Source organism: Psychrobacter sp. TB15 (genome assembly GCF_000511655.1).
GTDB lineage: Bacteria > Pseudomonadota > Gammaproteobacteria > Pseudomonadales > Moraxellaceae > Psychrobacter > Psychrobacter submarinus.
This window is the reverse complement of the sequence record NZ_AYXN01000040.1, coordinates 16,509-37,969: the sequence shown is the minus strand read 5'-3', so window position 1 is coordinate 37,969 and position 21,461 is coordinate 16,509. Positions and strand designations below refer to the sequence as shown.

Below are 21,461 nucleotides of genomic sequence, written 5' to 3'. Positions count from 1 at the left end.
TTGTCTATCGTACTGTAATGCGGCGACTTTCATTAAACTCAATCTCACCTGGCTGAGTCGCTAAAAGCTCACCACGCGGATCTTGTTTTTTTTCTTTAAGAGTGACCGGTGCAGGAGTAGTACGCATATCTGCTGGAGTGACATTACCGCTATTCACTTCACCTTTTATCAGTGGCTGATAATTAGCAGCGCTATGCTGCATATTTAACGGTTGTACTTTATTAGCCGTATCGCTATCTAGTTCCACTTCACCAGGCTGAGTAGCCAGCAGCTCACCACTAGGGCCTTCAACTTTAGATTGCAAAGTAGTAGGCGCTGGTGTGGTTCGCATATCAGCGGGAGTAATCTCGTTATGGGCAGCTACCGCTAAGCTTGGAGCTATCAAAACAGCTCCTATCGTTAGGTATAAGAATTTTTTTTGCATAAAATGCTCCTTATTTCTAAATGAGTTATCGCTTATGTATGAATCATAGCTTACATGTCATATATAGAGTATTTATTATTCTACCTCTACATCAGCATCAGGAACGCGAATCACTGGGAAAGTTTGATCCACTTCGGTTTGATTTAAGATAGCAGGATCTACTTCTTGACCGACGATAGCTGCCTGGCGACCATCTTCAATAGCGATAGCAGTACCTGAATTGGTCTCAACGCGCTGTATCTGGTCTGCAGGAGCGACGATTACTTCTTTCACGCTATAAGTAGAAGGACGAATAACACGTCTGGTCTGTACGACTACTGGCTCGACACTACGCGCTTCAGCGATAGCAACTTGCGCTTCTGGTGCTTTCATTTCACTGATAACGGGAGTAGGGAAGTTGCTACCAAAGTGGTTATCACATTGCTGCATAGTCACGCGTACTGGGTTACCACTGCTATCCATATAGACGTTCACTGGCATGTCAGCTGCGAAAGGAACATATTTACCGACTAATGCGCCAGAAACACCATAACGACCATTTGATTGACCTACGCCTAGATCACAAGCGCCTGCCTCATAGTCAGCGGTACGTAAGTTATTATCACTAACGACGCGCTGAGGAATCATGACCTCTGATAAACGCATCTTTGCAACGCTAGCTTCGCCTGCAAGCGGCATAGGCTCTTGGTAAGTATAAGGTGTATAGTATTTCGCTGAGCCGTCTTTAACTGCCGTGACACACTCATCATAAGTATCATAACCGACGTTACCATTACCGTCTGTAGTCATAGCGGCGTTGGCGTTAACGCCTGCCATAGCAAGGCCTGAAGTGAGTACAGCTGCTGTCAATACATTGAATTTCATAATTATTCCCTCTCAATTATTATCATTATTGTTTAGCAAAACTCATAGTTACTCTTAAACGCTAGTCGGTTTTTATCTTGTTGAAGCGACTTTATTATTTAGACAGAACCATCTCATAGGAGATAGACACTTACAGTACTTAGCTTTTACTAATTGGTAAGTGCTTATTAGCAATGACTAACGCCTAGACACAAACAATACTACTTGAGCACATAAAGCATCGCTGTGTCATTCGGCTAACAATGTGTAGCATTATGTGTTGAATATCTAAAAATCAGCAGTGTCATTTACGCAAGTGATACGTTGTTAGTATTTGATAACATTGTATATGTCAAACAAGCCAGATAAGCGGTAACAGATTGCACCACTGCCCACACTTATAAGAGAGGGCCTAAATAAAAAAACCGCATTCTATTTATGGATAGAATGCGGTCGTCAGTATTATATAGGCTGGATCAAGCTAAACTAGCTAGCTGCTAAACAGTATTTACGAATAATAGCTATAGGCAGATTATTTATCTTCTACCACTTCAAAGCTCAGGCCAGAATGCTCCTCAAGGCGAGCGATAAGCTTATCACCCATCGCAGATGCAGGCGTCCAGAATCCGCCTTTAACATCCTTGCGCGAGATGTCTTGCGCCAAACAAAGAGCAGACTGCGCCAGCATTCTTGACGTACTGCCATAACCTGGATCTCTATCGCCGGTCACTTTTGTACTGATAGAGTCGTTACTTGGGGTATAACCGAAGAAGCGAATATCGAAATAGCCATTTTCTTGCTCTGATTTAGAAGGGCCAGAGCCTGATTTTGGTAGTACGTGCTTAGAGAGTAATTCGCGGCTAGGCTTGAACATCATAGTAGTGGCAAACCCGAATAATCCTGCACTCAAAGCATAGCTCGTCAGCTGACCTTTGACGCCATCTTTCATCCACATCGCTTCGTCATATTTGAACTCACGACCATACTCATAATCTGTAAGCTGATTGGTACGATGGACGATACGGGTGTTGATACTGGCCATTACAAAAGGCGCCAACCAGCGGCCATGCTCGCTGTCATATTCAGGTTTGCTGACATTTTTTTGACGCACATTTGGCGCATCAGCATCGTCGTTGAGCAGATATGGATTAGCAACTTGCTTACGGCGTGATTTGTCTTTGCCAACCTCTTCAAAAATAGTCGCCATAGACGCAACCGTACCGCCAGATAAACCGCCCTTGGCTGCTTTGACGCGCATATGAATCTTTTCACAAACCTCATCAAACTGCTTTTCGGCCTGCTGCTGAGTGAAATACACACCCAAGTCTGAGGGAATAGAGTCAAAACCACAAGAGTTCACGATACGAGCGCCACTCTGGCTCGCTGTATCTTGATACTTGTCCATCATGTCTTTGATGAAAATCGCTTCGCCGGTTAAATCGACATAGTCAGTACCGTTATTGGCACATGATTTGATCAACGGCTCGCCGTATTTTAGATAAGGGCCGACGGTTGAAATCACCACCTTAGCTTGCTTGGTCATCTCATCGAGGCTCGCCTCATCATTACTATTAGCAATGATGATATCTACCTTTTTAGCTGAGCCTGAGTCACTGATCTCAGATTGGAGTTTTTTTAATTTTTCTTCGTCGCGTCCAGCGATGGCCCATTCGACATCATTAGAGTCTGCTAAAAACTGGGATAAGTATTTAGCAGTAATCTGACCTACAAAGCTTGTAGCACCATACAGAACCACAGCGTAGGGACGATTGTCTTGTCTTTCTACAGAGTTAGCCATATTCAATTTCCTTATACATTAGGTGATAAATCTAGATTTGCGATAACGAGACTAGTAGCTATGTTAAGTCACGGACTCATAAATTCTAAGTCACAGACTAACAATAAGTCACGTTACGCCACTTTGTTACACATTATTTTAGGCCGGGTAGTACTAAATAATGATAAAGCTACCTTAATAAAATAGAGTAGCTTCCGTTGTCATACATAATACTACAGGTGGTAGCAGCACATTGTATTTTAAAGGTCTAAAGCGCTTGCCACAGGTGAAACGAGTCACCTATGCAGTCACTCAAGAGCACTATGCGCCACTGTCTATTGTACGCCGCTGTCTATTTTGCTCGTAGGTATATGTCATACAGTTGTATATAAGCTCCAACAATATTGATGAACCCTGTCAAAGTGCTACAAAACTAAAGCACTAGCTACACAGGTTACACAACATAGCCCGATGCTTACTAAAATCAACGTAGCTTGGGTTTAAAGTAACTATATAAAGTTGCTAATCTATTCTCATAAGCCATACCTCATACCGAGGCTTTGGGCTTTTAACAATAATTTTTATAATGTAATAAATACTTTATCAATTAAACACTTTAATCACTCATGGCTTTTAGTACTGCTTTCTAAGCGCTATTAAAAGCAAGTACTAAAGAAACTAGGTACTGACCGCGTAAGCGACTTACAGTAAATGCAGTAATTGAGTGTATTAAGGTTTTAATGTTAATTCGAGGAGAAGCAATATGTTTCGCTGGGCTATTATTTTCGCTGTTATCGCACTTATCGCTAGCTTGTTAGGTTTTGGTGGTGTTGCAGGATTATCATCGAACTTGGCATACATTTTCTTAGTGGTTGCCGTCATTTTATTCATTGTGGCTTTTGTCGGTCGCAAAATGTAGTCAGTAAGACAAGCATTAGACAAGCCATTATTAAAAAGAAAAACGTCCTACTAAAGGACGTTTTTTATGCTAGTTATCTTTTTATGGTGGTTATCTAGGTTAAATAAGCCTTTTCTAGAATATTTTGGGCTGTACAATATACTGCATACGCTTCGCCAAGCGAATATCCAAACTACTAATACCGCCTGTATCATCGGTAGTCAGCCGGACTTTGACAGTATTATAATTATTCTGCCATTCAGGATAATGCTCTAATGCTTCAACATAAAAAGCCGCTTGGGTCATAAAGCTGATGGCTTCCACAAAGTCATTAAATTCGAAAGATTTTACAATACTGTTTCCATCACGCTGCCATCCTGGTAAGTCTTGCAGCTGCAGGTCGACTTGTTTTTCAGATAAACTACTCATAGCAATATCCTTTATTATTATAGCGGTCACTCTAGTATAGCGCCCGCGGTTGTAGTAATCACTAACAAATACTCTTCAAAACGGTCTATGCAAGACTGACTATACTAAATCTTGATACTCAGGGTGCTTATTGATATAAGCCGCTACAAAAGAGCACTGTGGAACGACTTTTTTATCATGCTCACGAGCGTAATTCAAGGCATGTTTGACTAATGCTGAGCCCACGCCGCGTCCGCCTAGAGCCTGCGGTACGATAGTATGATCATAGACTAAGGCATTGCCTTGATCTTGATAACTGATATAACCCGTCTGTCCGTCAATAGTGGTCTCGAAACGATTTGCTGCTAGGTTATGAACAATATCTAAGTTTGGTTTGGTCGTTTGGTTATTCATCATACAACTCCTTTTATTATTATAAAATTTTTAATAACGGCCCTATTTTCTAAGGATTAACGAAAAAGGCAGATTTATTAAATACTATAGACTTCTTGCATAAGTCATCGCTAGCCCTTGCAACTCCGTCAGTGAAAGTCAATAACTGGTACTTTTGCAAGAAATCTTATGTCGTCAGTAAATACTTTGTACTGGGTTGAGTATGTAGGATCGATACCAAACAATCTAGTCGCTTACCGTAATAGTCGATATGACGATTGTTAATAGTATTAAAGTCTTTTAATCTGCGTTAAAAATGTGAATATATCACCATGCATAAGCTATCGCCTTACGAATGACAGGTGGCAAGAATCGACTAAGACCCTTTGCTATCTCGCTCTCTGGTGTCGACTTATGTGAATGAGTGGTAGTATCCGCAGCCGATACCGACTGGTAGGCTTGCCACTCTTGCTCGCTGGGCTTACTAAAGTGATGAATACGTCCCAATACTTGTCGTAGCTGTGTACTAAAACGTCCAGTGTTGTAGGCCAGATTGTATTTGTGGCAGATGGCTTTTACTTGCGGGGCAATACTGGCATAGTGGCTGGCGGGCATATCAGGGAAGATATGATGCTCAATCTGATGGGATAAATTGCCTGTCAAAATGTGAAACCATTTATTCCCTTTGATATTGCTAGAACCCAAAATCTGACGCACATACCAGTCGCCTTTGCTCTCATCAGTATCGAGATGGGTATAGATATGCGCTTGCTCAGTGAAATGACCACAGAAAATCACCGCCCACGTCCACAGGTTACGAACCGTATTGGCTACTATGTTGCCACTCAGTGTACTCATAGCGCTACGACAACCTAGGGTCAAGGCGGCTATGGCTGGCAAGGCAATATAGTCTTTGCCTACTTGTCGGCCAATTTTGGCAAATAGTGCACGAGATTTTTGTTGCATGATTTTATGCAAGTCAGGGGAGTCGGCGTATTCATCGACACTGATCTGAATATCATGAAAGGCAACTGCCCATTCAAAGCCAAACGCCAGCACCGCTGTACTAAACATATTGTAGCGATCTTCTGGCGTCCAAGGCTGCTCATCAGTGACCCGAATCAAATGATAGCCAACGTCATGATCTCGACCAACAATATTGGTAAACGTATGATGTAAGTAGTTATGCGAGTGTTGCCACAATGGCGCAGGGCAAACAATGTCCCAGTCAAACTTTTGACTGTTCAGATGCGGGTGCTGCATCCAGTCGTATTGACCATGCATGACATTATGTCCAAGCTCCATATTGTTGAGTATCTTGCTAAAACTAAGCATTGACGTACCCAATAGCCAAGTACCTATCTGCGAGCGGCGTGATGACATGCGTCCTGCGACAGCCAGTAAACCACGGGCGACAAGCTCACTATAAACCACAGTCGCATAAATCCGCTGAATGTATTTGGCGTCATCGCTACCTAATGAGTCCATCACACCTTTATATAGCGCATTTAATTCTACTGCCAAGGCATCACTTTGTGCTTTTGTTAATGGTGCATGGGTCACTGTTGGATAGCGAATTTGCTGTGTTGATATAGTTGGCTGCCCGCTATCATTTTTTGCCAACGGTGCATCGGACAATGGCGTCAAGATAGGTACGGCAGAATGTGCTGTATCAATAGGTGGTAATAAGCGCATATATAAATCCTTAACCGAAACGGCACGAATAAACAGCACTGGATTCGATTTTATGAGTTATCTGAGTTTTAGCATACAATATGAGTTAACATCAGTCTATTTTTTAGTTTTAATAGGTCGATAGTCAGGGGCTAGTGGTCGTATTTTTTATTTCAGCAGTGCTAGATGTCTAACACCACGTCTGTCATAGCGATATTGATGCAGGTTTGGATAGACTCGTAGCCATCACTACTTATCTTGCCAGTTTGGATGTTTTTGACCACGCCGCTCACTTTATTACAGCGGCACAACTGGCAAATTCCTTGCCTACAACCATGCGCTAGGCGTATACCTGCATTTTCGGCAGCGACCAATAATGTGGTGTCGCTATCGAACTGCCGTTGCCGTGATCGCAAATACACCGTATGCGACTCTGTCTGTAGTGCATTATCTAGTACTTGATTACCACCGCTATCAAAATCAGGCAGTGCGCTACCGAAATTCTCTATAATAATATTGTCACGTAGCTGATTGCCCTGCGGTAAAATGATTTCTGACACTGCTTTATATAAGCCGGCTAATAACGCTTGTGAACCGCAGGCAAATATCTGAGTATCTACCAATGGTAGATTAAGTGATAACAGACCCTCTGCACTTAAGTATCGTTCGCCAGCCAAATAAGTCGCAGGGTTATAAGTGTGGATCAAATGATAGCTAAAGGTTGGATAGATATCGCTCAGCTGTTGCCACTGATGCTGAAAATGAGGAAGTTCTGTTCGATTATAATGTAGCAATGCCACCTGATGTCCGTCTGCTAGTGCTTGCGTAATAAGTCCTAGCATAGGCGTGATACCGCTACCGCCAGCGACAAATAACAAAGGGTGCAGTTTTTGGTTATTTTGTTCTCTATTATCTAAACTTGTCTTTGCCTGTGCCAAAGTAAAATGACCCAGTGGCATACTGGTATCAACGATGCTAGATAGCGACAGTTGCTTGGTCAAATAGTCAGATACTAACCCTTGCGGTTTAACAGCAATAGTAACCGTATGACGTTGGCTTTTTGCTGACTTAGTAATGACGGCATCATCTTGCCACCACAATGGTTGATTCGCCAATCCTACGATTGAATAGCTGCGCTGATGATAAACCCCATCGATAAAAATACGTAAATCAAGATACTGACCGCCTTGCCAATCATCTGTCCCTTTGGATATCTGCTGCCTAAACGCTTGATTGGTCTCAAATTGTAGTGCGATCAAATCCTCACTCATCTCATATCGAGCAATAAGGCGTAGCTTGGGTGTCGTCAATGACCAAAACGGATGTAAGCGCGACCCGATAAAATCGACAAACGCACGTTGAACTATTTCAGGGCGATAGCCGTTGGCCATATCATCAGTACCTGTATAAATATTATTAAAAATATATGAGAAATAATGACTCAGCTTATAGCCAGTTTCATTAATGGCATACTAAACCATTATTTTTTGCGTTGTTAAGCCACTCTAATATGTTAACGGCTATTGATTAACTTTGCGAAAGTTTTGATGCTATTTTTTGTGGTTTTTATCAAACAGCATTAAGTCAGAATGTTAAGCTCGTAACCTCAGAAAAATATTTTTACCCGCTTTTATCCAGAAACAGCGATACTCTATGACAAAAGCTGCAAAACAAGGGGTAAAACAACCTGTTAGCTTGCAGGGTATGCGTCACAATGCGATAATGACCTATAATTTGTAACCCTGATTTTGAGGTACGGCACGCTTGGCAGCATCGCTGAGTGGCATTTGCTGTTCTCTTCTATGCAGTTTATCGGAGTGTTAATGGCTCAATATATTTACACGATGAACAACGTGTCAAAACTTGTTCCGCCTAAGCGCGAAATTCTAAAAAATATCAATCTCTCCTTTTTCCCGGGTGCCAAAATTGGTGTCTTAGGTATCAATGGGGCAGGTAAGTCGACCTTGCTACGTATTATGGCGGGCGTGGATACTGAGTTCAGCGGTGAAGCACGCGCGCAGACAGGCACAAAGATTGGTTATTTGCCGCAGGAGCCACAACTCGATGACAGCAAAGATGTGCGCGGCAATGTCGAGGACGGTATGCGTGAGGCGTTAGATGCGTTAGCGCGCTTAGACCAAATCTATGCTGAGTATGCTGAACCGGATGCCGATTTTGATAAGCTCGCAGAAGAGCAGGGCAAGATGGAAGATATCATCCAAACTTGGGATGCGCATAACCTAGAGCCGCAGCTGCAAAAAGCCGCTGACGCGCTACGTCTACCGCCTTGGGATGCTGATGTCAGTAAGCTATCAGGTGGTGAAAAACGCCGTGTGGCATTATGCCGTCTACTATTGTCTCGTCCCGATATGCTGCTACTCGATGAGCCTACTAACCATCTGGACGCCGAATCAGTCGCTTGGCTTGAGCAATTCTTGCAAAACTATAGCGGCACTATCGTTGCCATTACCCATGATCGTTATTTCTTGGATAATGTGGCGCAGTGGATTTTGGAGCTTGACCGAGGCTATGGCTACCCGTATGAAGGTAACTATACTGAGTGGTTAGAGCAAAAAAACAAGCGCTTAGAGGAACAACAGAAGCAAGAAGAGTCGTTTGCCAAAGCGCTGAAAAAAGAGCTTGAGTGGATTCGTAAAAATCAAAAGGGTCAGCAAGCCAAGTCTAAGTCGCGTGTACAGCGTTTTGAAGAGCTGAACTCAAAAGAATTCCAGCAGCGAAATGAGACCTCAGAGATTTATATTCCGCCCGGTCCGCGTCTAGGTAATAAAGTTATCGAGGTCAATAACATCTCCAAATCTTTTGGCGATCGTCTGCTGTATAAAGACCTTAGCTTCAATGTACCAGCGGGCGCTATCGTCGGTATTATCGGTCCGAATGGTGCGGGTAAAACCACGCTGTTTAACATGATTACTGAGCGTGATACTCCTGATACCGGCTCTGTCGATCTAGGCGAAAGCGTTAAGGTCGCTTATGTCGGCCAGGTACGTGATAACCTCGATGACAAAAAAACCGTCTGGGAAGAGATCTCTGATGGTTTAGATATTATCACCGTTGGCGACTACACCACGCCAAGTCGTGCTTATATTGGCCGTTTTAACTTTAAAGGTTCAGACCAACAAAAGCACGTAGGTCAGCTCTCAGGTGGTGAGCGTAACCGCTTGCAGCTGGCGAAGACCTTAAAGCAAGGCGCGAACGTCCTATTACTCGATGAGCCCTCTAACGATTTGGATATCGAGACCTTGCGTGCGCTAGAAGACGCTATTCAAGTGTTCCCAGGTACAGTCATGGTGGTCTCGCATGACCGCTGGTTCTTGGACCGTATCGCCACTCATATCTTAGCCTTTGAAGAAGAAGGTCCGATTTGGTTTGACGGTAACTACACCGAGTTTGAAGCGTACCGCAAAAAGACTATGGGCGATGAAGCTGGCCCTAAGCGCATGAAGTATAAGAAAATCACTAATTAAGCGAAAAAGTCGCTTTATGTTAGTACACAAAAAGACCGCTATCAACTAGCGGTCTTTTTTTTTGAAGCGTTATAGATAGTGAAGCGTGATAGATAGATAGTAAGGTAATCAGCGTTTACGGCCAAACTTACGCTGTTTTTTATTACTAATCTCAGTAATAGCGTGGGTAATCTCTGTGTCATCGAGACTAGCCACTTGTTGCAAGATTTGCATCATATCAGGGGTCAAAATGTACTTGGCATGATGAGCGATATTATTGATACGCTGATCGAAGCTTAGTACGCCAGTCTCTGCATCTTTTTGTACATAGTTGAGACGAATAAGGGCATTGACGAAGCTCGTAAATAGTGAGCGATCAAAGAAGTCAGGAATATCATCGGCATAGAGCACAGATAGACGTTGACCCAATAGATGGCACAGATCGACCACTTCGCTTTCAGTTAGATTGCCTGAGCCTTGCTGTGCAAGCAGCGCTAGCGTCATAAAGTAACGTTCAAGGCTTTGCTCGATAGGCGTCGCGAGTACTTGTAGCTGCTGATAGCGGCTACTGTTCGTTTCAGGGGCGCTGAGGACGCCATCTTCTAATTCAACAATTAGCCCATGGTCAATCAAGTTATCTATCTTTTGATTGAGGACCGCTTGCAGGCTCTGCGCTGAATAATATAAAAACAGCTCACCTTGCAAAAACGGATACAGCTGCGAGACGATATTATCTAAGCGGCTACGCTCAATACGGCCATTACGAGCGACGAGCGCAGCTAAGAAAGAGAGTAGGATAAAGACATGCAAAATGTTGTTACGGAAGTAACTGAGCAGCGCTGCTTGCTTGCCTGCGACTTGAATGATATCTCCTAAGATATGCGGTATGCGCTCGATGAGCTTGAGCTTGATACCATAATCGATGATGTCTTGGGGACTCATATCAGTCACAACCGTATCATCGGCATAAGGCAAGGAGCGGGCAATGCCTTGATACAGAGCGATTTGTTCGCGGCATATATCTTCATCGAGCGCCGCTTTTGGCGCTGATAAGAGCACTAATGACAATAAGGAAACGGGATTGACGACTGCCGCCTTATTGATATGCTGCATAATTTTGACGCCGATGTTATCGACCATCGCACTAGCCTTGTTATCGAGCGGCGTATCTGTACGATCAGCAGGTAGACTGTCTGCTTCTACCTCGAACTTTTGCAAAAAGTCGCTCAAGTGCAGCGGCGTACCGAAGCTTAGATGCACATTACCAAAGATACGCTCGATCTTTTTGGTGGCTTTTAATAAGCCAACCACCGACTCTGACTCTTTTGGCTTGCCTTTGAGCTCACCGATATAAGTGCCGCCCTCCATAATGCGTTCGTAACCGATATAAGTCGGAATAAACACAACTGGCTTATTGGTTTTGCGCAGTTGACTGTGTACCGTCATCGCTAGCATCCCCATCTTCGGCGGCAGCAGACGACCTGAGCGCGAACGCCCGCCTTCAATGAAGTACTCAATAGGGGTGCTACGACTGATTAAGGTGTGCATATACTCGCGCAGCACCGCTGTATACAAGGCGTTACCGCGAAAGCTACGACGAATATAAAAAGCGACCGCGCCGCGTAATAACGGCCCTAATACTGGCACATCTAAGTTATCACCGGCTGCTACATAAGGAATGCTCAAGCCGCGCTTATAGATCACATAAGACAATAATAAATAATCCACATGACTACGATGACAAGGCACATAGATAATCTCGTGATCGGTGGCAAGCTCTCGTACCCGCTCAAAATGATGCACTTCCACGCCATCATAGAGCTGTGTCCACAGCCAAGTCAGAAAGCGCTCAAAGACTCTGATAATCGAGTAAGAGTAGTTATTGACCATCTCATTGGCGTAGCCGCGAGCGACATCACGCGCTTCATGTTCAGAGACGCCGGTGTCACTGGCTTCTTTTTCGATAGCATGTTTGATAGCGGGCGAATAAATCAGCTTGTCGACCAAGTTACGTCTATCGGACAAATCAGGCCCTAGCATACTCGCGCGCTGCTTATCTAAATACAGATCGAGCTGATATTGTAGGTTACGCAGTAGTTCTCGATTGGCATCAAAGGTCGCAACCAAAGCCGTGTTAGTACTAGCTGCCTGCTGGGGTTTGTTAGTCTTAGGGTTGTCCGCTTCCTCTGAATCATCATTTAACTGGTTATACACGATAGTACGTAAGTCCTGCGGCGCATGAAACTGTACAAAAGTGTCGCGGCCCATGACGCCGATATTGAACAGCTGCTTAGTGATACTAGGGTCTTCCCAGTTGTCTGTCATGAGTAGCTTAAATAAGGAGTCTTCTTTTTCAGGCGCGCGTCCCCACAGAATCGATACCGGCACTAGTCTGATATTGAGATCAGGATGCTGCAACGTGGCAGCAACCAAACGCGCTAGGCGCGGTGAGAGCTGATCGTCTGTGGCTTTTGGATGGTTCAAAAAGATAATAGCTGCGTTTTCATCGATGTCATGAGCTAAGTCTTTTACCCCAACGAGAGCTGGCGGCAGCTGATACTCACTAGTCTGCAAATCAATAAGGATACTGTTGGAGCGTGAGTAGTCTTGCAGTACATAAAAAGTCAGAGTCTGCTCATCATTAGCAAGCTTAGGCAGCTCGCCTAATAGCTTAGGTTTGACCGTGACGCCAAGTGCTTTTCCGGATAGTTTGCGGTAGATCTGGCTAATAGGCGCTTTACTGTAAGAGGTGCTCGCCAGCTTATCGTCATCAGCGTAGATATCGACGGCTTGGTCCGCGTCTTTAGCATGATGAGTAGTCGCTTTAGTAGCCACTGAGCTATCAGTAGGGGTAGCGCTCGACGCTTTTAAAAAGCGTTTTTTTAGGAAACGGGGTATCATAATTAAAATCATATCTGCAAAATGTAATACGCTTATGATGCCACAAAAGTACAAAAAGCGATATATGGCCTTCATCAATATCAGTATCTATAGCTAATAGTATTAGTCTATTAGTCATCGAAATGCTTATGCCAAGCTATGTTAATCGATACAAAAAGTGGTTAAGATAAATGGCATTCAAACGCTTCATTTTTACTCATTCTTTGGGGTAGCCGCTTATGACTCCCGCTATTAATCTAGCCAAAACACTCAAGCTCACGTATACCATACATGAATATACGCATGAAACCAGCGCAAGCTCCTACGGGCTAGAAGCCGCCGAAAAGCTAGGCGTTGCCGCCGAACGCGTCTTTAAAACCTTAGTTGTAAAGACGGACAATGGCCAATTGGCGGTAGCAGTGCTGCCAGTAAACAACACGTTAAATTTCAAAAAAATGGCTAAAGCGTTATGTTTGCATAACACTGTATCTTGCAAAAAAGTGCAAATGGCCGAGCCGCAAGAGGTGCAGCGTAGCAGTGGCTATGTGCTTGGCGGGGTCAGTCCTTTAGGACAAAAAAAGCGCCTAGCAACAGTGATTGATAGTAGTGCGCAGCAACACCCAACCATCTATGTGAGCGCTGGACGTCGCGGGCTAGAGATTGAGCTGCCGGCTAGTGAGCTGGCGGCAACCCTAAAGGCGCAGTTTGCTGATATTATCGATAACGACTGCTAACTTTTTTATACCTAGCCTTATTTATGCCTAGCCCTTTTTTATAAATGTAATACTTTAATAAGGAAAATTCTATGCCGCATCTTACTATTCAAGCCACACCTAATGTCACTATCGAGCGCCCTGAGACACTCTTAAAAACACTGAACCAAGCACTGTGGAGTAGCGGACATTTCGGCAAGCCTACCGATATTAAGGCGCGTATGCTACCTATCGATCGTTTTTTAGTTGGGGTCGAAGATGACGAGCAAGAGTATGGCTTTATTTATGCGCATCTTAAACTGATGAGTGGGCGTGATATCATAGCGCGTAATCAGCTCGCTGAGATATTGGTGATTGCTATAAATAGTGAGCTGGCAAGCGATCAGTCAGGCCGCGCGGCGCTGCAGATATGCGTTGAAGTAGAAGAGATTAGCGCAGTGTATCATAAACAAATGCTTGAATAATAAGCAATCGAGTCGCAGGTTTTATACGCTTATTATCGACCATAAAAAAAAGCGCCTAATCAATAGACGCTTTTTTACTTTTGTATGAGTAGCTGTTTTTAGACGGCAACAGGCTTAGTATTAGTCTAAAAATGCAAAGTTTTCGATGTCCATTGAAGTCATGCTCTCACTTGGTGCAACCATACCTTCAGCGTGGCCTGAGGTGCGAGGTAGCAGCTTATCAAAATAGAACTCAGCGGTTTGAATCTTCGCTTGATAGAATTCTGGTGCCTCTACGCCGCCGTTTTCTAGCTTGTCATAAGCGACAGCCGCCATACGTGCCCAGTGATAACCCATCATCACATAGCCTGAGTACATTAAGTAGTCTTCTGAAGCCGCTGAGATGATTTCACGATCTTTACGCGCCATCAGCATCAAGCGTACCGTTAAGGTGTTCCACTCAGCACATAGCTTAGTCAAAGCCCATACGAATTTACGCATGTCTTTATCAAGAGCGTGCTCACTACACCACTTCATAATGCTTGAGGTGTAGTCGCGGATGATCTTACCTTTTGACTGCAAGATAACTTTACGGCCCAGTAAGTCTAGGGCTTGAACGCCGGTAGTACCTTCGTACATAGTAGCGATACGTGCATCACGAGCGATCAGCTCCATGCCCCACTCTTTGATATAACCGTGGCCACCGTAGACCTGCTGGCCGTGCTTAGCCGCTTCAATACCCAGCTCAGTCAAGAAGCCTTTAAGAATAGGTGTATAAAAGCCTAATTTATCATCCCATTTTTCAAACTCGGCATCATCACCATTAGCCACACCTTGCGACATCTTATCCGCATAGCGAGCTGAGTGATAAATCATCGAGCGGCCGCCTTCTGCAAAGGCTTTTTGCGTCAATAGCATACGGCGCACGTCAGCGTGATGGATAATCGCATCTGCTACTTTTTCAGGATCTTTTGTGCCTGATAAGGTACGCATAGAGCGGCGCTCTTTGGCATACGGTAGCGCGTTTTGGAAAGACAATTCAGTATGTGCTAGGCCTTCGATACCTGTACCGATACGCGCCGTGTTCATAAAGGTGAACATAGCTTTTAGGCCTTTGTTCGGCTCACCGATGAGGTAACCTGTCGCGGCGTCAAAGTTTAGGACACAAGTCGCTGATGAGCTGATACCCATTTTGTGCTCGATAGAGCCACAAGTGACGCCGTTACGCTCGCCAGCTTCGCCTTCTGCGTTTGGCAAGAATTTTGGTACGATAAATAGTGAGATACCGCGTGTACCTTCAGGTGCATCCGGCAGGCGAGCAAGAACGATATGGACGATGTTGTCCGTCAAGTCATGCTCACCGCTTGAGATGAAAATCTTAGTACCGCTAATTTTATAGGTACCGTCCTCTTGCGGAATCGCTTTTGACTTAACTTGGCCCAAGTCAGTACCACACTGCGGCTCAGTTAGGCACATAGTACCTGACCAAGTACCTTCGACCAGCTTATGCAAGTAAGTTTCTTTTTGCTCATCGGTACCGTACTGCATGATAGTGTTGATACAGCCAGTCGATAGGCCTGGGTACATAGACCATGGCCAGTTAGCCGTACCGATGATCTCAGCTTTGATTAGGTTTATCGACATCGGCAAGTTCATACCGCCGTACTCTTCAGGGTATGAGATACCTTGCCAGCCGCCTTCTACAAACTGGTTGTAAGCTTCTTTGAAGCCTTTAGGCGTAGTGACGACGCCATCTTCAAAATGACAGCCTTCTTCATCAGCAGGCTGATAGATAGGAGATAGAATGTTTTCGGCAAAATCAGCCATTCCTTGCAAGATCATGTCGACCGTTTCAGGGTCCGCGTTTTCGCCATTGTCCAAGGTTTTATAGTGTGACTGATAATCAAAGACATCATTTATCAAAAACTTAATATCACGTAAAGGGGCTTTGTAAGTTAACATAGGGACTCTCTTTGACAAGTTGAGACAACAACCGATGATAGGTGATTAGATCTTCATCGGCGAGCTGACTATAGAAATTATGGTAAGGCTAATATAGGAATAAGATAAGGGTGAGTTATCTTGACTATAAAGGGGCGCTGCTATGACAATTATGATAGACCCAGTATAAAGAGTCTGTCGCCACAAATATACCATTTATAAATAATATTCATAACTAATAAATTATGATATTACTATTGGTTATGATAAAAGGTGAATGGGACACAGAAAATGACAGCTGCAGTTCAGTCAAATATAACATAGTTCTTGTCGCATCAGAGTCATGGGATAACTCAAAGGTAGAGGGTAATTTAGGGTTTCATATATGTCAGTTAAGTACAGTCGCCATGTCTACTACCGCTTGTTGCAGCGGCTATGGGTGACTATCAAGCGTTTGATTAGCGGTGAAGTTGAGCATTTGATGGCTGTCAATCAAAGCCGTCGGCCTTGGCATATGCCCCTTATCGCTGCTATCGCGATTAGCTTTCCGGTATTTGTGGGAGCGTATTTTGAGGCGCTATCTGCCGGGATTAAAGCTTCGCTTGGGGCAATGATTATTCTAAACTTGCCCTTTGGAGGAAGCTTGCCGCAGCGTATGGTGACGGTGATGGCTTGGGGTTTTGCGATGGCGTTATGCTTCGCGTTGGGGCTTATCGCCCAGCAGCTGGCTTTTATTAAGATTCCGGTATTTGCGTTAGTGGCTTTTGCTATTGTGATCTTTGGGCGCTACTACAACCAGCCGCCGCCGGCCGGACTGTTTGTGATGATGTCTACCGCTATCGCCTTATTTATCCCTGTACCTTTGACGCACATTGTCGCAGCGACTGGCCTTGTGATGCTCGGTAGCGGTTTTGCTCTTATCATGGCGCTGCTGTACTCGCTGTTTTTATTAGCGACACGCAAGCGCACTAATCTACCAGCTCAAAGCTATCAGCCGGAGACAATCAGTGAAAGTATCATGGTGGCCGGTTTTGTCAGTCTAGCTTTGTCCATCGCTTTAGTGCTCGCGATGCCTTATCCGTATTGGGCGGCGGTGAGCTGCTTTATTATTATTCAAGGTATTCATCTACGTACCATGTGGATTAAGCAGTTTCATCGTCTGCTCGGCACGCTGATAGGCATGGGAGTGGCGGCATGGATGCTGTCTTGGCAGCTGACATTGTGGCAAGTCGCTGCCGCTATCTTGGTGCTGATGCTATGTATTGAGTCGTTAGTCGATCGCCATTATGGTCTTGCAGTGGTATTTATCACGCCATTGACCGTGTTTATCGCTGAATATGGCAGTGGTCTACCGCCCTCGCAGCAGCTCTATCAAGAGGTCATCCAAGCACGAATGCTAGATACTGCGCTCGGCTGTATCATTGGCCTGATAGGCGGTATGGCGATGCAATCTGCAAAGCTGCGGGCCCCGCTACACCGCTTAGAGCGCTGGCTGTTAGCGCGTTTTGGGGTTTAGAATGTTTAAAGTGCTAAGTGCTAAGTGCTAAGTACTCTAAAACGCTTTACGCCGATGGTGGTTGCAAGTCTATTGTCGCTGCCGCAACCTCTACCGCTCGTCCGGTCCAGCGCTCAAAGCTTAGCGCTGCTTGATTGATAAGCATACCGTAACCATCCGACACTTGCGCGCCGCGCCGCGCAAAGTGCTGCAAGAACGGCAGGGCGCGCCCGTACATCATATCGTAAGCATAGTGAGTGTTCAGACTATCCGCTATCGGCAAAGTGTCCCCTGTCAGACCGATGGAGGTAGCATTGATAATCAAGTCGAACTCGCCAGTCAGCTCCGCCGTCGTACAAGTCGCAATCGCCTGCCTCTCAATCGTTTGGCTCGCGGCGCTAAGCTCAGTGACTAGTGTCTGCGCTTTACTCAAAGTGCGATTGGCAATCGTTAAGGAGGCAATACCTGCTTCGATAAGCGGCAGCACCACGCCGCGCGCCGCGCCGCCTGCGCCAATAATCGCCACACGCGCGCCATCAAGCGGCCAGCCTAAGCTTATGATGTGATTGACCAAGCCTTGACCATCGGTGTTGTCACCATAAACTGCGCCGTCTTTTATTAGTAACGTATTGACTGCGCCTGCCACGCGGGCATGTTCAGATAGCCCTCCTTGCGTCTGACAGTGACTAAAGGCGATTTGTTTAAACGGTACAGTGACGTTAGCGCCCACGCCGCCGCCATAAAAAAAAGCCTCTACTACGGCGACAAAGCTGGCTTCATTATCTGGACAATACTGGCGCTGATAGCGAATATCGATATCGGTTTGGACGGCAAAAGTCTGATGAATTTCAGGGGATTTGCTGTGGTTAATGGGGTTGCCGATAACGACAAAGTGCTGAGTCATTGCGAAAATCCTGTTAAGCGAGTTTGAAAGCGGTACTGGTTTTATTCCTAGTTTTGTTGTTACTTATATATCTACTTATATGTCTACTTTTGCATGGCTACTTTTGGGCTAAAGAAGCGTTTAGGGATGCAGTAGCGCTCAGTTATCATAAGCGATAGGTCATTCTTTGACAAACGGGCATTACCAGCGGTCAGTTGTCAGCGGTGATAAATCAACAATACCGTTAACAAAACTGTACTCGCTCGTAGTGTTATCGGTAACCTAAAGGCTAGTCAAGGCTGCAGCAGTTGGGTAAACTAGCAGCATTGAGTTTTTGGTAAAACCCTATTTAAATCAAGCCGGTCGAGGACTCGACATTCAATATTCTAGATAAGATGAGTAAATTGCCCATGCAGAAAAACAGCCTTCAACCTTTGATGGTCAGTATGCTAATGATAGCGGGTGTCTCTTTGAGCGCTTGTAATGACTCAAACCCAAGCGCAGAAAGCGAAGCTTCGGTGTCGTCAACCACCGAGGAGGTCGCGACCGAAGCGCCTACCGATTCAACAGACGCCGCCGATCTCGATGGCGCGGTCGCCAGTCAAGGAAACCCTATCAGCTATGATATGTCCAGTTGGGGCAGTACCGCGGTCGAACCAGTAACGATTGACGAGCTAGATAATATCCAGTCAACTTTTGGCTCAGTGGTCACCACCGACAAAAACAGCCTCGATTATGCCAGTAACCCGGCGACTAAGTACCGCTTTATGCAAGCTGATGAGCCGTATCTAGATATTATCGACTCGCAGAAGTATCTAGAGCTGGGCTGGTACTATGCCAATCCTACCGATACAGATAAAGAAAAAGAGCTCAGTCAGGCGCACGCCCAAAAGGCCTACACACTAGTCCGTCAGCTGATGGGTGATGAGGGTGGCCGCGTGCTCGCTGATATGCTCAACGGTCAAATCGTCAAAAATAAAACCGCAGGCGGCCAAACCATTGAGCTTGCCAAATGTGAGTTTTATAGCTGTATGATTATCTTTAATAAATCAAAAGCGCAAGCGAGTGCAGGCTAAGCGGTGAGCAGTATCGACAGTACTGACAGTCTAAAAAGTGCTGATAGGCTAGTAGAGGGCTGGTACGCGCTTTATCCGCCAGCAAATAAGGCGGCGATAGCCTCAGTAGATCCGAAACCAGTGACTATGTCTTTAGACAATCGCGGTTTGGCTTATGGCGATGGTTTTTTTACTACTATGGCGGTGCGCGATGGTCAGGTGCTGTGGGCGGACTATCATTGGCAGCGGCTAGCGAGTCATGCCGTAGCCCTGCAGCTTGATATTGCGACGCCACACTTAGTCTCTAGCCTAAAAGCTTACGCGCAGCAGCTACAGCAAGGGGTGATGAAAGTCATCGTCACTCGCGCGACCCAATCGCTACGTGGTTATAGCTTTGCTGCGGATGCAGCGGGCAATGCTTGCGAGATTTGGCTCAAGCTTATGCCTAGCGAGGGGCAAAGTGCGACTGATCAAAGCGCCACTCATAAAACAGCTGGCTCTCACGATACCTTAGATACCTTACTGCTGCCAAATGGTGCTCCTGTTATTCAGCAAGCGCCGCGCCGCGCCGTTTGTCTGACTTCACAAATCGCTGTACTGCCGCCTACTTTGGCAGGACTAAAATCGTTAAATCGTCTCGATAATGTGCTGGCCAGTGGCGAGCTTGAGCAGATTAAGGCGAGAAGCCCTAATGCCGAAATAGGTGAGGGCTTGTTACGTGATATGAGCGGGCAGTGGGTCGAGGGTGTAATGAGCAATGTCTTCTATCAGTTATCTGGCTCTCATACTACGAGCAGTGGTCAGCAAGAGGATGTTAACAAGGATAGAAACTATCTCACTGATGGCCAATGGTACACGCCGCCGATGACGCGATCGGGCGTGGCTGGGGTCATGCGCCAAGTGCTTATTGATAGTTTAGCTGAGACTCAAAACCCGGTGATTATGAGGTCAGTTGGTGATAATGACTTGCTACAAATTAGCCAAATGTTCTTTTGTAATGCGGTGCGCGGTGTCATGCCTGTATCGAAGCTTACTTTGCTATCGGGGCAGGTGGTTGAGTTTGGTTAAACTCTCTTCAGATGTCAGTTTTATTCAACAATCTATAAAAATGCTTTTTGAAAAACTCTTTTCTACCATCCTCTTGTAAATCCTCATACCGCGCCTGACTCAGTTTTAGATAGTCGAACTCCTGCTCAATACCAATAAAACGTCTCTCCAAAACGTGACCAGCAATACCTGTCGTTGAAGAGCCTGCGAATGGATCAAGTATTAGCGCATCTTTTTTAGTAGATGCCAAGATAATCTGTGCCAGTAATGCAAGCGGTTTTTGTGTAGGATGTTTGCCACATGATTTCTCCCACTTAGCTATGGCAGGTAAGCGCCATACATCTTTCATTTGCTTGTCATTATTTAAGCGTTTCATTAAGTCATAATCGAAATAATGCGGTACCTTTGGATATTTACGTGCCCAAATGATAAATTCGGTTGAATGAGTGAAAAACCGACAAGAAAAATTGGGCGGCGGATTGGTCTTTTCCCATGTAATAACGTTCAGTATCTTAAAACCTAGCTGCGGCAAGATACGTCCTAAAGTAAATATATTATGATGCGTACCACTGACCCAAATCGTAGCGTTATCTGCCATTTTACCTCGAACAGCAGATAGCCATTCATAGGTAAAAACATAGGCGTCATTATCACTAATAAGCTTGTCCCAATCGCCTTTATTGACCGATTGAATTTTGCCGTTCTTTACGGTTTGCCCACCATTGGATAAAAAATAAGGCGGATCAGCGAAAACCATATCTACATCATTTTCTATCTGAGGAATAACGGTCAAGCAATCCCCTTCAAGTAAACTAAAATCTGAATTACTACTTATAAAAAATGAACGACTTTCCATGTCTATTCCAGCATATCAGCTAAAAAGTGAAGGAGTTTAGGTAAATCAAACTCACCCTCTGCAAACCCATACTGCTCGCAATCATCTGGAATAACAACAGTTTGGCCAATAAATCTCTTATCATTGCTAATGATACGAAGCATATTTACTAACTCGTCTCTTACTATCAGAGGCTGTGTATCATCTAATGTTCCCTTAGCCGACGAAGAGATAGAGTCAATGTTTATAGTAAGATTCTCAATACTAATCATAGCTAAATCCTTTAAA

The 21,461-nt window shown here is 44.9% G+C and carries 19 protein-coding genes; 7 read left to right on the top strand and 12 right to left on the bottom strand.

The window, feature by feature from the left end; translation table 11 throughout:
• Positions 1–4: 4 nt before the first annotated feature.
• The 3 genes from W234_RS0110005 to W234_RS0109995 form a co-directional block, all read right to left on the bottom strand.
• The gene (locus W234_RS0110005; RefSeq protein ID WP_025646715.1) at positions 5–424 is read right to left on the bottom strand and encodes a hypothetical protein; all 420 of its coding nucleotides are present in this window, start codon (positions 422–424) and stop codon (positions 5–7) included.
• A gap of 75 nt (positions 425–499) precedes the next feature.
• Positions 500–1,288: a hypothetical protein gene (locus W234_RS14220; RefSeq protein WP_025646714.1), complete on the bottom strand. Its 789-nt coding sequence runs from the start codon at positions 1,286–1,288 to the stop codon at positions 500–502.
• Between the two features lie 511 nt (positions 1,289–1,799).
• Entirely contained in the window at positions 1,800–3,065 is a 1,266-nt protein-coding gene (locus W234_RS0109995; protein ID WP_025646713.1) for a saccharopine dehydrogenase family protein, read from the bottom strand.
• A 742-nt stretch (positions 3,066–3,807) separates the two neighbouring features.
• On the opposite strand from W234_RS0109995, the gene W234_RS14340 reads away from it, so the two are divergent.
• Positions 3,808–3,963 (top strand): DUF1328 domain-containing protein, encoded by a 156-nt coding sequence (locus W234_RS14340; RefSeq protein ID WP_025646712.1) that lies wholly within the window; start codon positions 3,808–3,810, stop codon positions 3,961–3,963.
• A 114-nt stretch (positions 3,964–4,077) separates the two neighbouring features.
• Here the strand turns inward: W234_RS14340 and W234_RS0109985 are convergent, their stop codons facing one another.
• The 4 genes from W234_RS0109985 to W234_RS0109970 form a co-directional block, all read right to left on the bottom strand.
• Positions 4,078–4,371: a 4a-hydroxytetrahydrobiopterin dehydratase gene (locus W234_RS0109985; protein WP_025646711.1), complete on the bottom strand. Its 294-nt coding sequence runs from the start codon at positions 4,369–4,371 to the stop codon at positions 4,078–4,080.
• A gap of 99 nt (positions 4,372–4,470) precedes the next feature.
• Positions 4,471–4,764 carry a GNAT family N-acetyltransferase gene (locus tag W234_RS0109980; protein ID WP_025646710.1) on the bottom strand — a complete coding sequence of 98 codons (294 nt, stop codon included), beginning with the start codon at positions 4,762–4,764 and terminating at the stop codon, positions 4,471–4,473.
• 306 nt (positions 4,765–5,070) lie between these two features.
• Positions 5,071–6,438, bottom strand: a complete 1,368-nt coding sequence (locus W234_RS0109975; protein ID WP_025646709.1) for a fatty acid desaturase family protein — start codon at positions 6,436–6,438, stop codon at positions 5,071–5,073.
• A gap of 161 nt (positions 6,439–6,599) precedes the next feature.
• A complete protein-coding gene (locus W234_RS0109970) occupies positions 6,600–7,808 on the bottom strand; it encodes a flavin reductase family protein (protein WP_025646708.1) in 1,209 nt (402 codons plus the stop codon).
• Between the two features lie 432 nt (positions 7,809–8,240).
• On the opposite strand from W234_RS0109970, the gene ettA reads away from it, so the two are divergent.
• Complete coding sequence (gene ettA / locus W234_RS0109965; protein ID WP_025646707.1) at positions 8,241–9,902, top strand: energy-dependent translational throttle protein EttA; 1,662 nt, start codon at positions 8,241–8,243, stop codon at positions 9,900–9,902.
• A gap of 108 nt (positions 9,903–10,010) precedes the next feature.
• Here the strand turns inward: ettA and plsB are convergent, their stop codons facing one another.
• Positions 10,011–12,782, bottom strand: coding sequence for a glycerol-3-phosphate 1-O-acyltransferase PlsB (plsB, locus tag W234_RS0109960; protein WP_025646706.1), 2,772 nt, complete (start codon positions 12,780–12,782; stop codon positions 10,011–10,013).
• 218 nt (positions 12,783–13,000) lie between these two features.
• On the opposite strand from plsB, the gene ybaK reads away from it, so the two are divergent.
• Positions 13,001–13,495 (top strand): Cys-tRNA(Pro) deacylase, encoded by a 495-nt coding sequence (ybaK, locus tag W234_RS0109955; protein WP_025646705.1) that lies wholly within the window; start codon positions 13,001–13,003, stop codon positions 13,493–13,495.
• Between the two features lie 71 nt (positions 13,496–13,566).
• The gene (locus W234_RS0109950) at positions 13,567–13,938 is read left to right on the top strand and encodes a 5-carboxymethyl-2-hydroxymuconate Delta-isomerase (RefSeq protein WP_025646704.1); all 372 of its coding nucleotides are present in this window, start codon (positions 13,567–13,569) and stop codon (positions 13,936–13,938) included.
• Positions 13,939–14,058: 120 nt separating this feature from the next.
• Here the strand turns inward: W234_RS0109950 and W234_RS0109945 are convergent, their stop codons facing one another.
• Positions 14,059–15,879 (bottom strand): acyl-CoA dehydrogenase C-terminal domain-containing protein, encoded by a 1,821-nt coding sequence (locus tag W234_RS0109945; protein WP_025646703.1) that lies wholly within the window; start codon positions 15,877–15,879, stop codon positions 14,059–14,061.
• Positions 15,880–16,243: 364 nt separating this feature from the next.
• Here W234_RS0109945 and W234_RS0109940 point away from each other — a divergent pair, with 364 nt between their 5' ends.
• Positions 16,244–17,374, top strand: a complete 1,131-nt coding sequence (locus tag W234_RS0109940; RefSeq protein ID WP_025646702.1) for an FUSC family protein — start codon at positions 16,244–16,246, stop codon at positions 17,372–17,374.
• 46 nt (positions 17,375–17,420) lie between these two features.
• Here the strand turns inward: W234_RS0109940 and aroE are convergent, their stop codons facing one another.
• Positions 17,421–18,257, bottom strand: a complete 837-nt coding sequence (gene aroE, locus W234_RS0109935) for a shikimate dehydrogenase (protein ID WP_025646701.1) — start codon at positions 18,255–18,257, stop codon at positions 17,421–17,423.
• Between the two features lie 389 nt (positions 18,258–18,646).
• Between aroE and W234_RS0109930 the strand changes: the two genes are divergently transcribed.
• The gene (locus W234_RS0109930) at positions 18,647–19,312 is read left to right on the top strand and encodes a hypothetical protein (RefSeq protein ID WP_025646700.1); all 666 of its coding nucleotides are present in this window, start codon (positions 18,647–18,649) and stop codon (positions 19,310–19,312) included.
• Between the two features lie 3 nt (positions 19,313–19,315).
• Positions 19,316–20,359: an aminotransferase class IV gene (locus W234_RS0109925; RefSeq protein ID WP_025646699.1), complete on the top strand. Its 1,044-nt coding sequence runs from the start codon at positions 19,316–19,318 to the stop codon at positions 20,357–20,359.
• 7 nt (positions 20,360–20,366) lie between these two features.
• On the opposite strand, the gene W234_RS0109920 is transcribed toward W234_RS0109925, so the two are convergent.
• Together W234_RS0109920 and W234_RS0109915 are read right to left on the bottom strand one after the other, a co-directional pair.
• Complete coding sequence (locus W234_RS0109920; RefSeq protein WP_264673190.1) at positions 20,367–21,131, bottom strand: DNA-methyltransferase; 765 nt, start codon at positions 21,129–21,131, stop codon at positions 20,367–20,369.
• A gap of 65 nt (positions 21,132–21,196) precedes the next feature.
• Positions 21,197–21,445 (bottom strand): hypothetical protein, encoded by a 249-nt coding sequence (locus W234_RS0109915; protein WP_025646697.1) that lies wholly within the window; start codon positions 21,443–21,445, stop codon positions 21,197–21,199.
• Between the last annotated feature and the right edge of the window lie 16 nt (positions 21,446–21,461).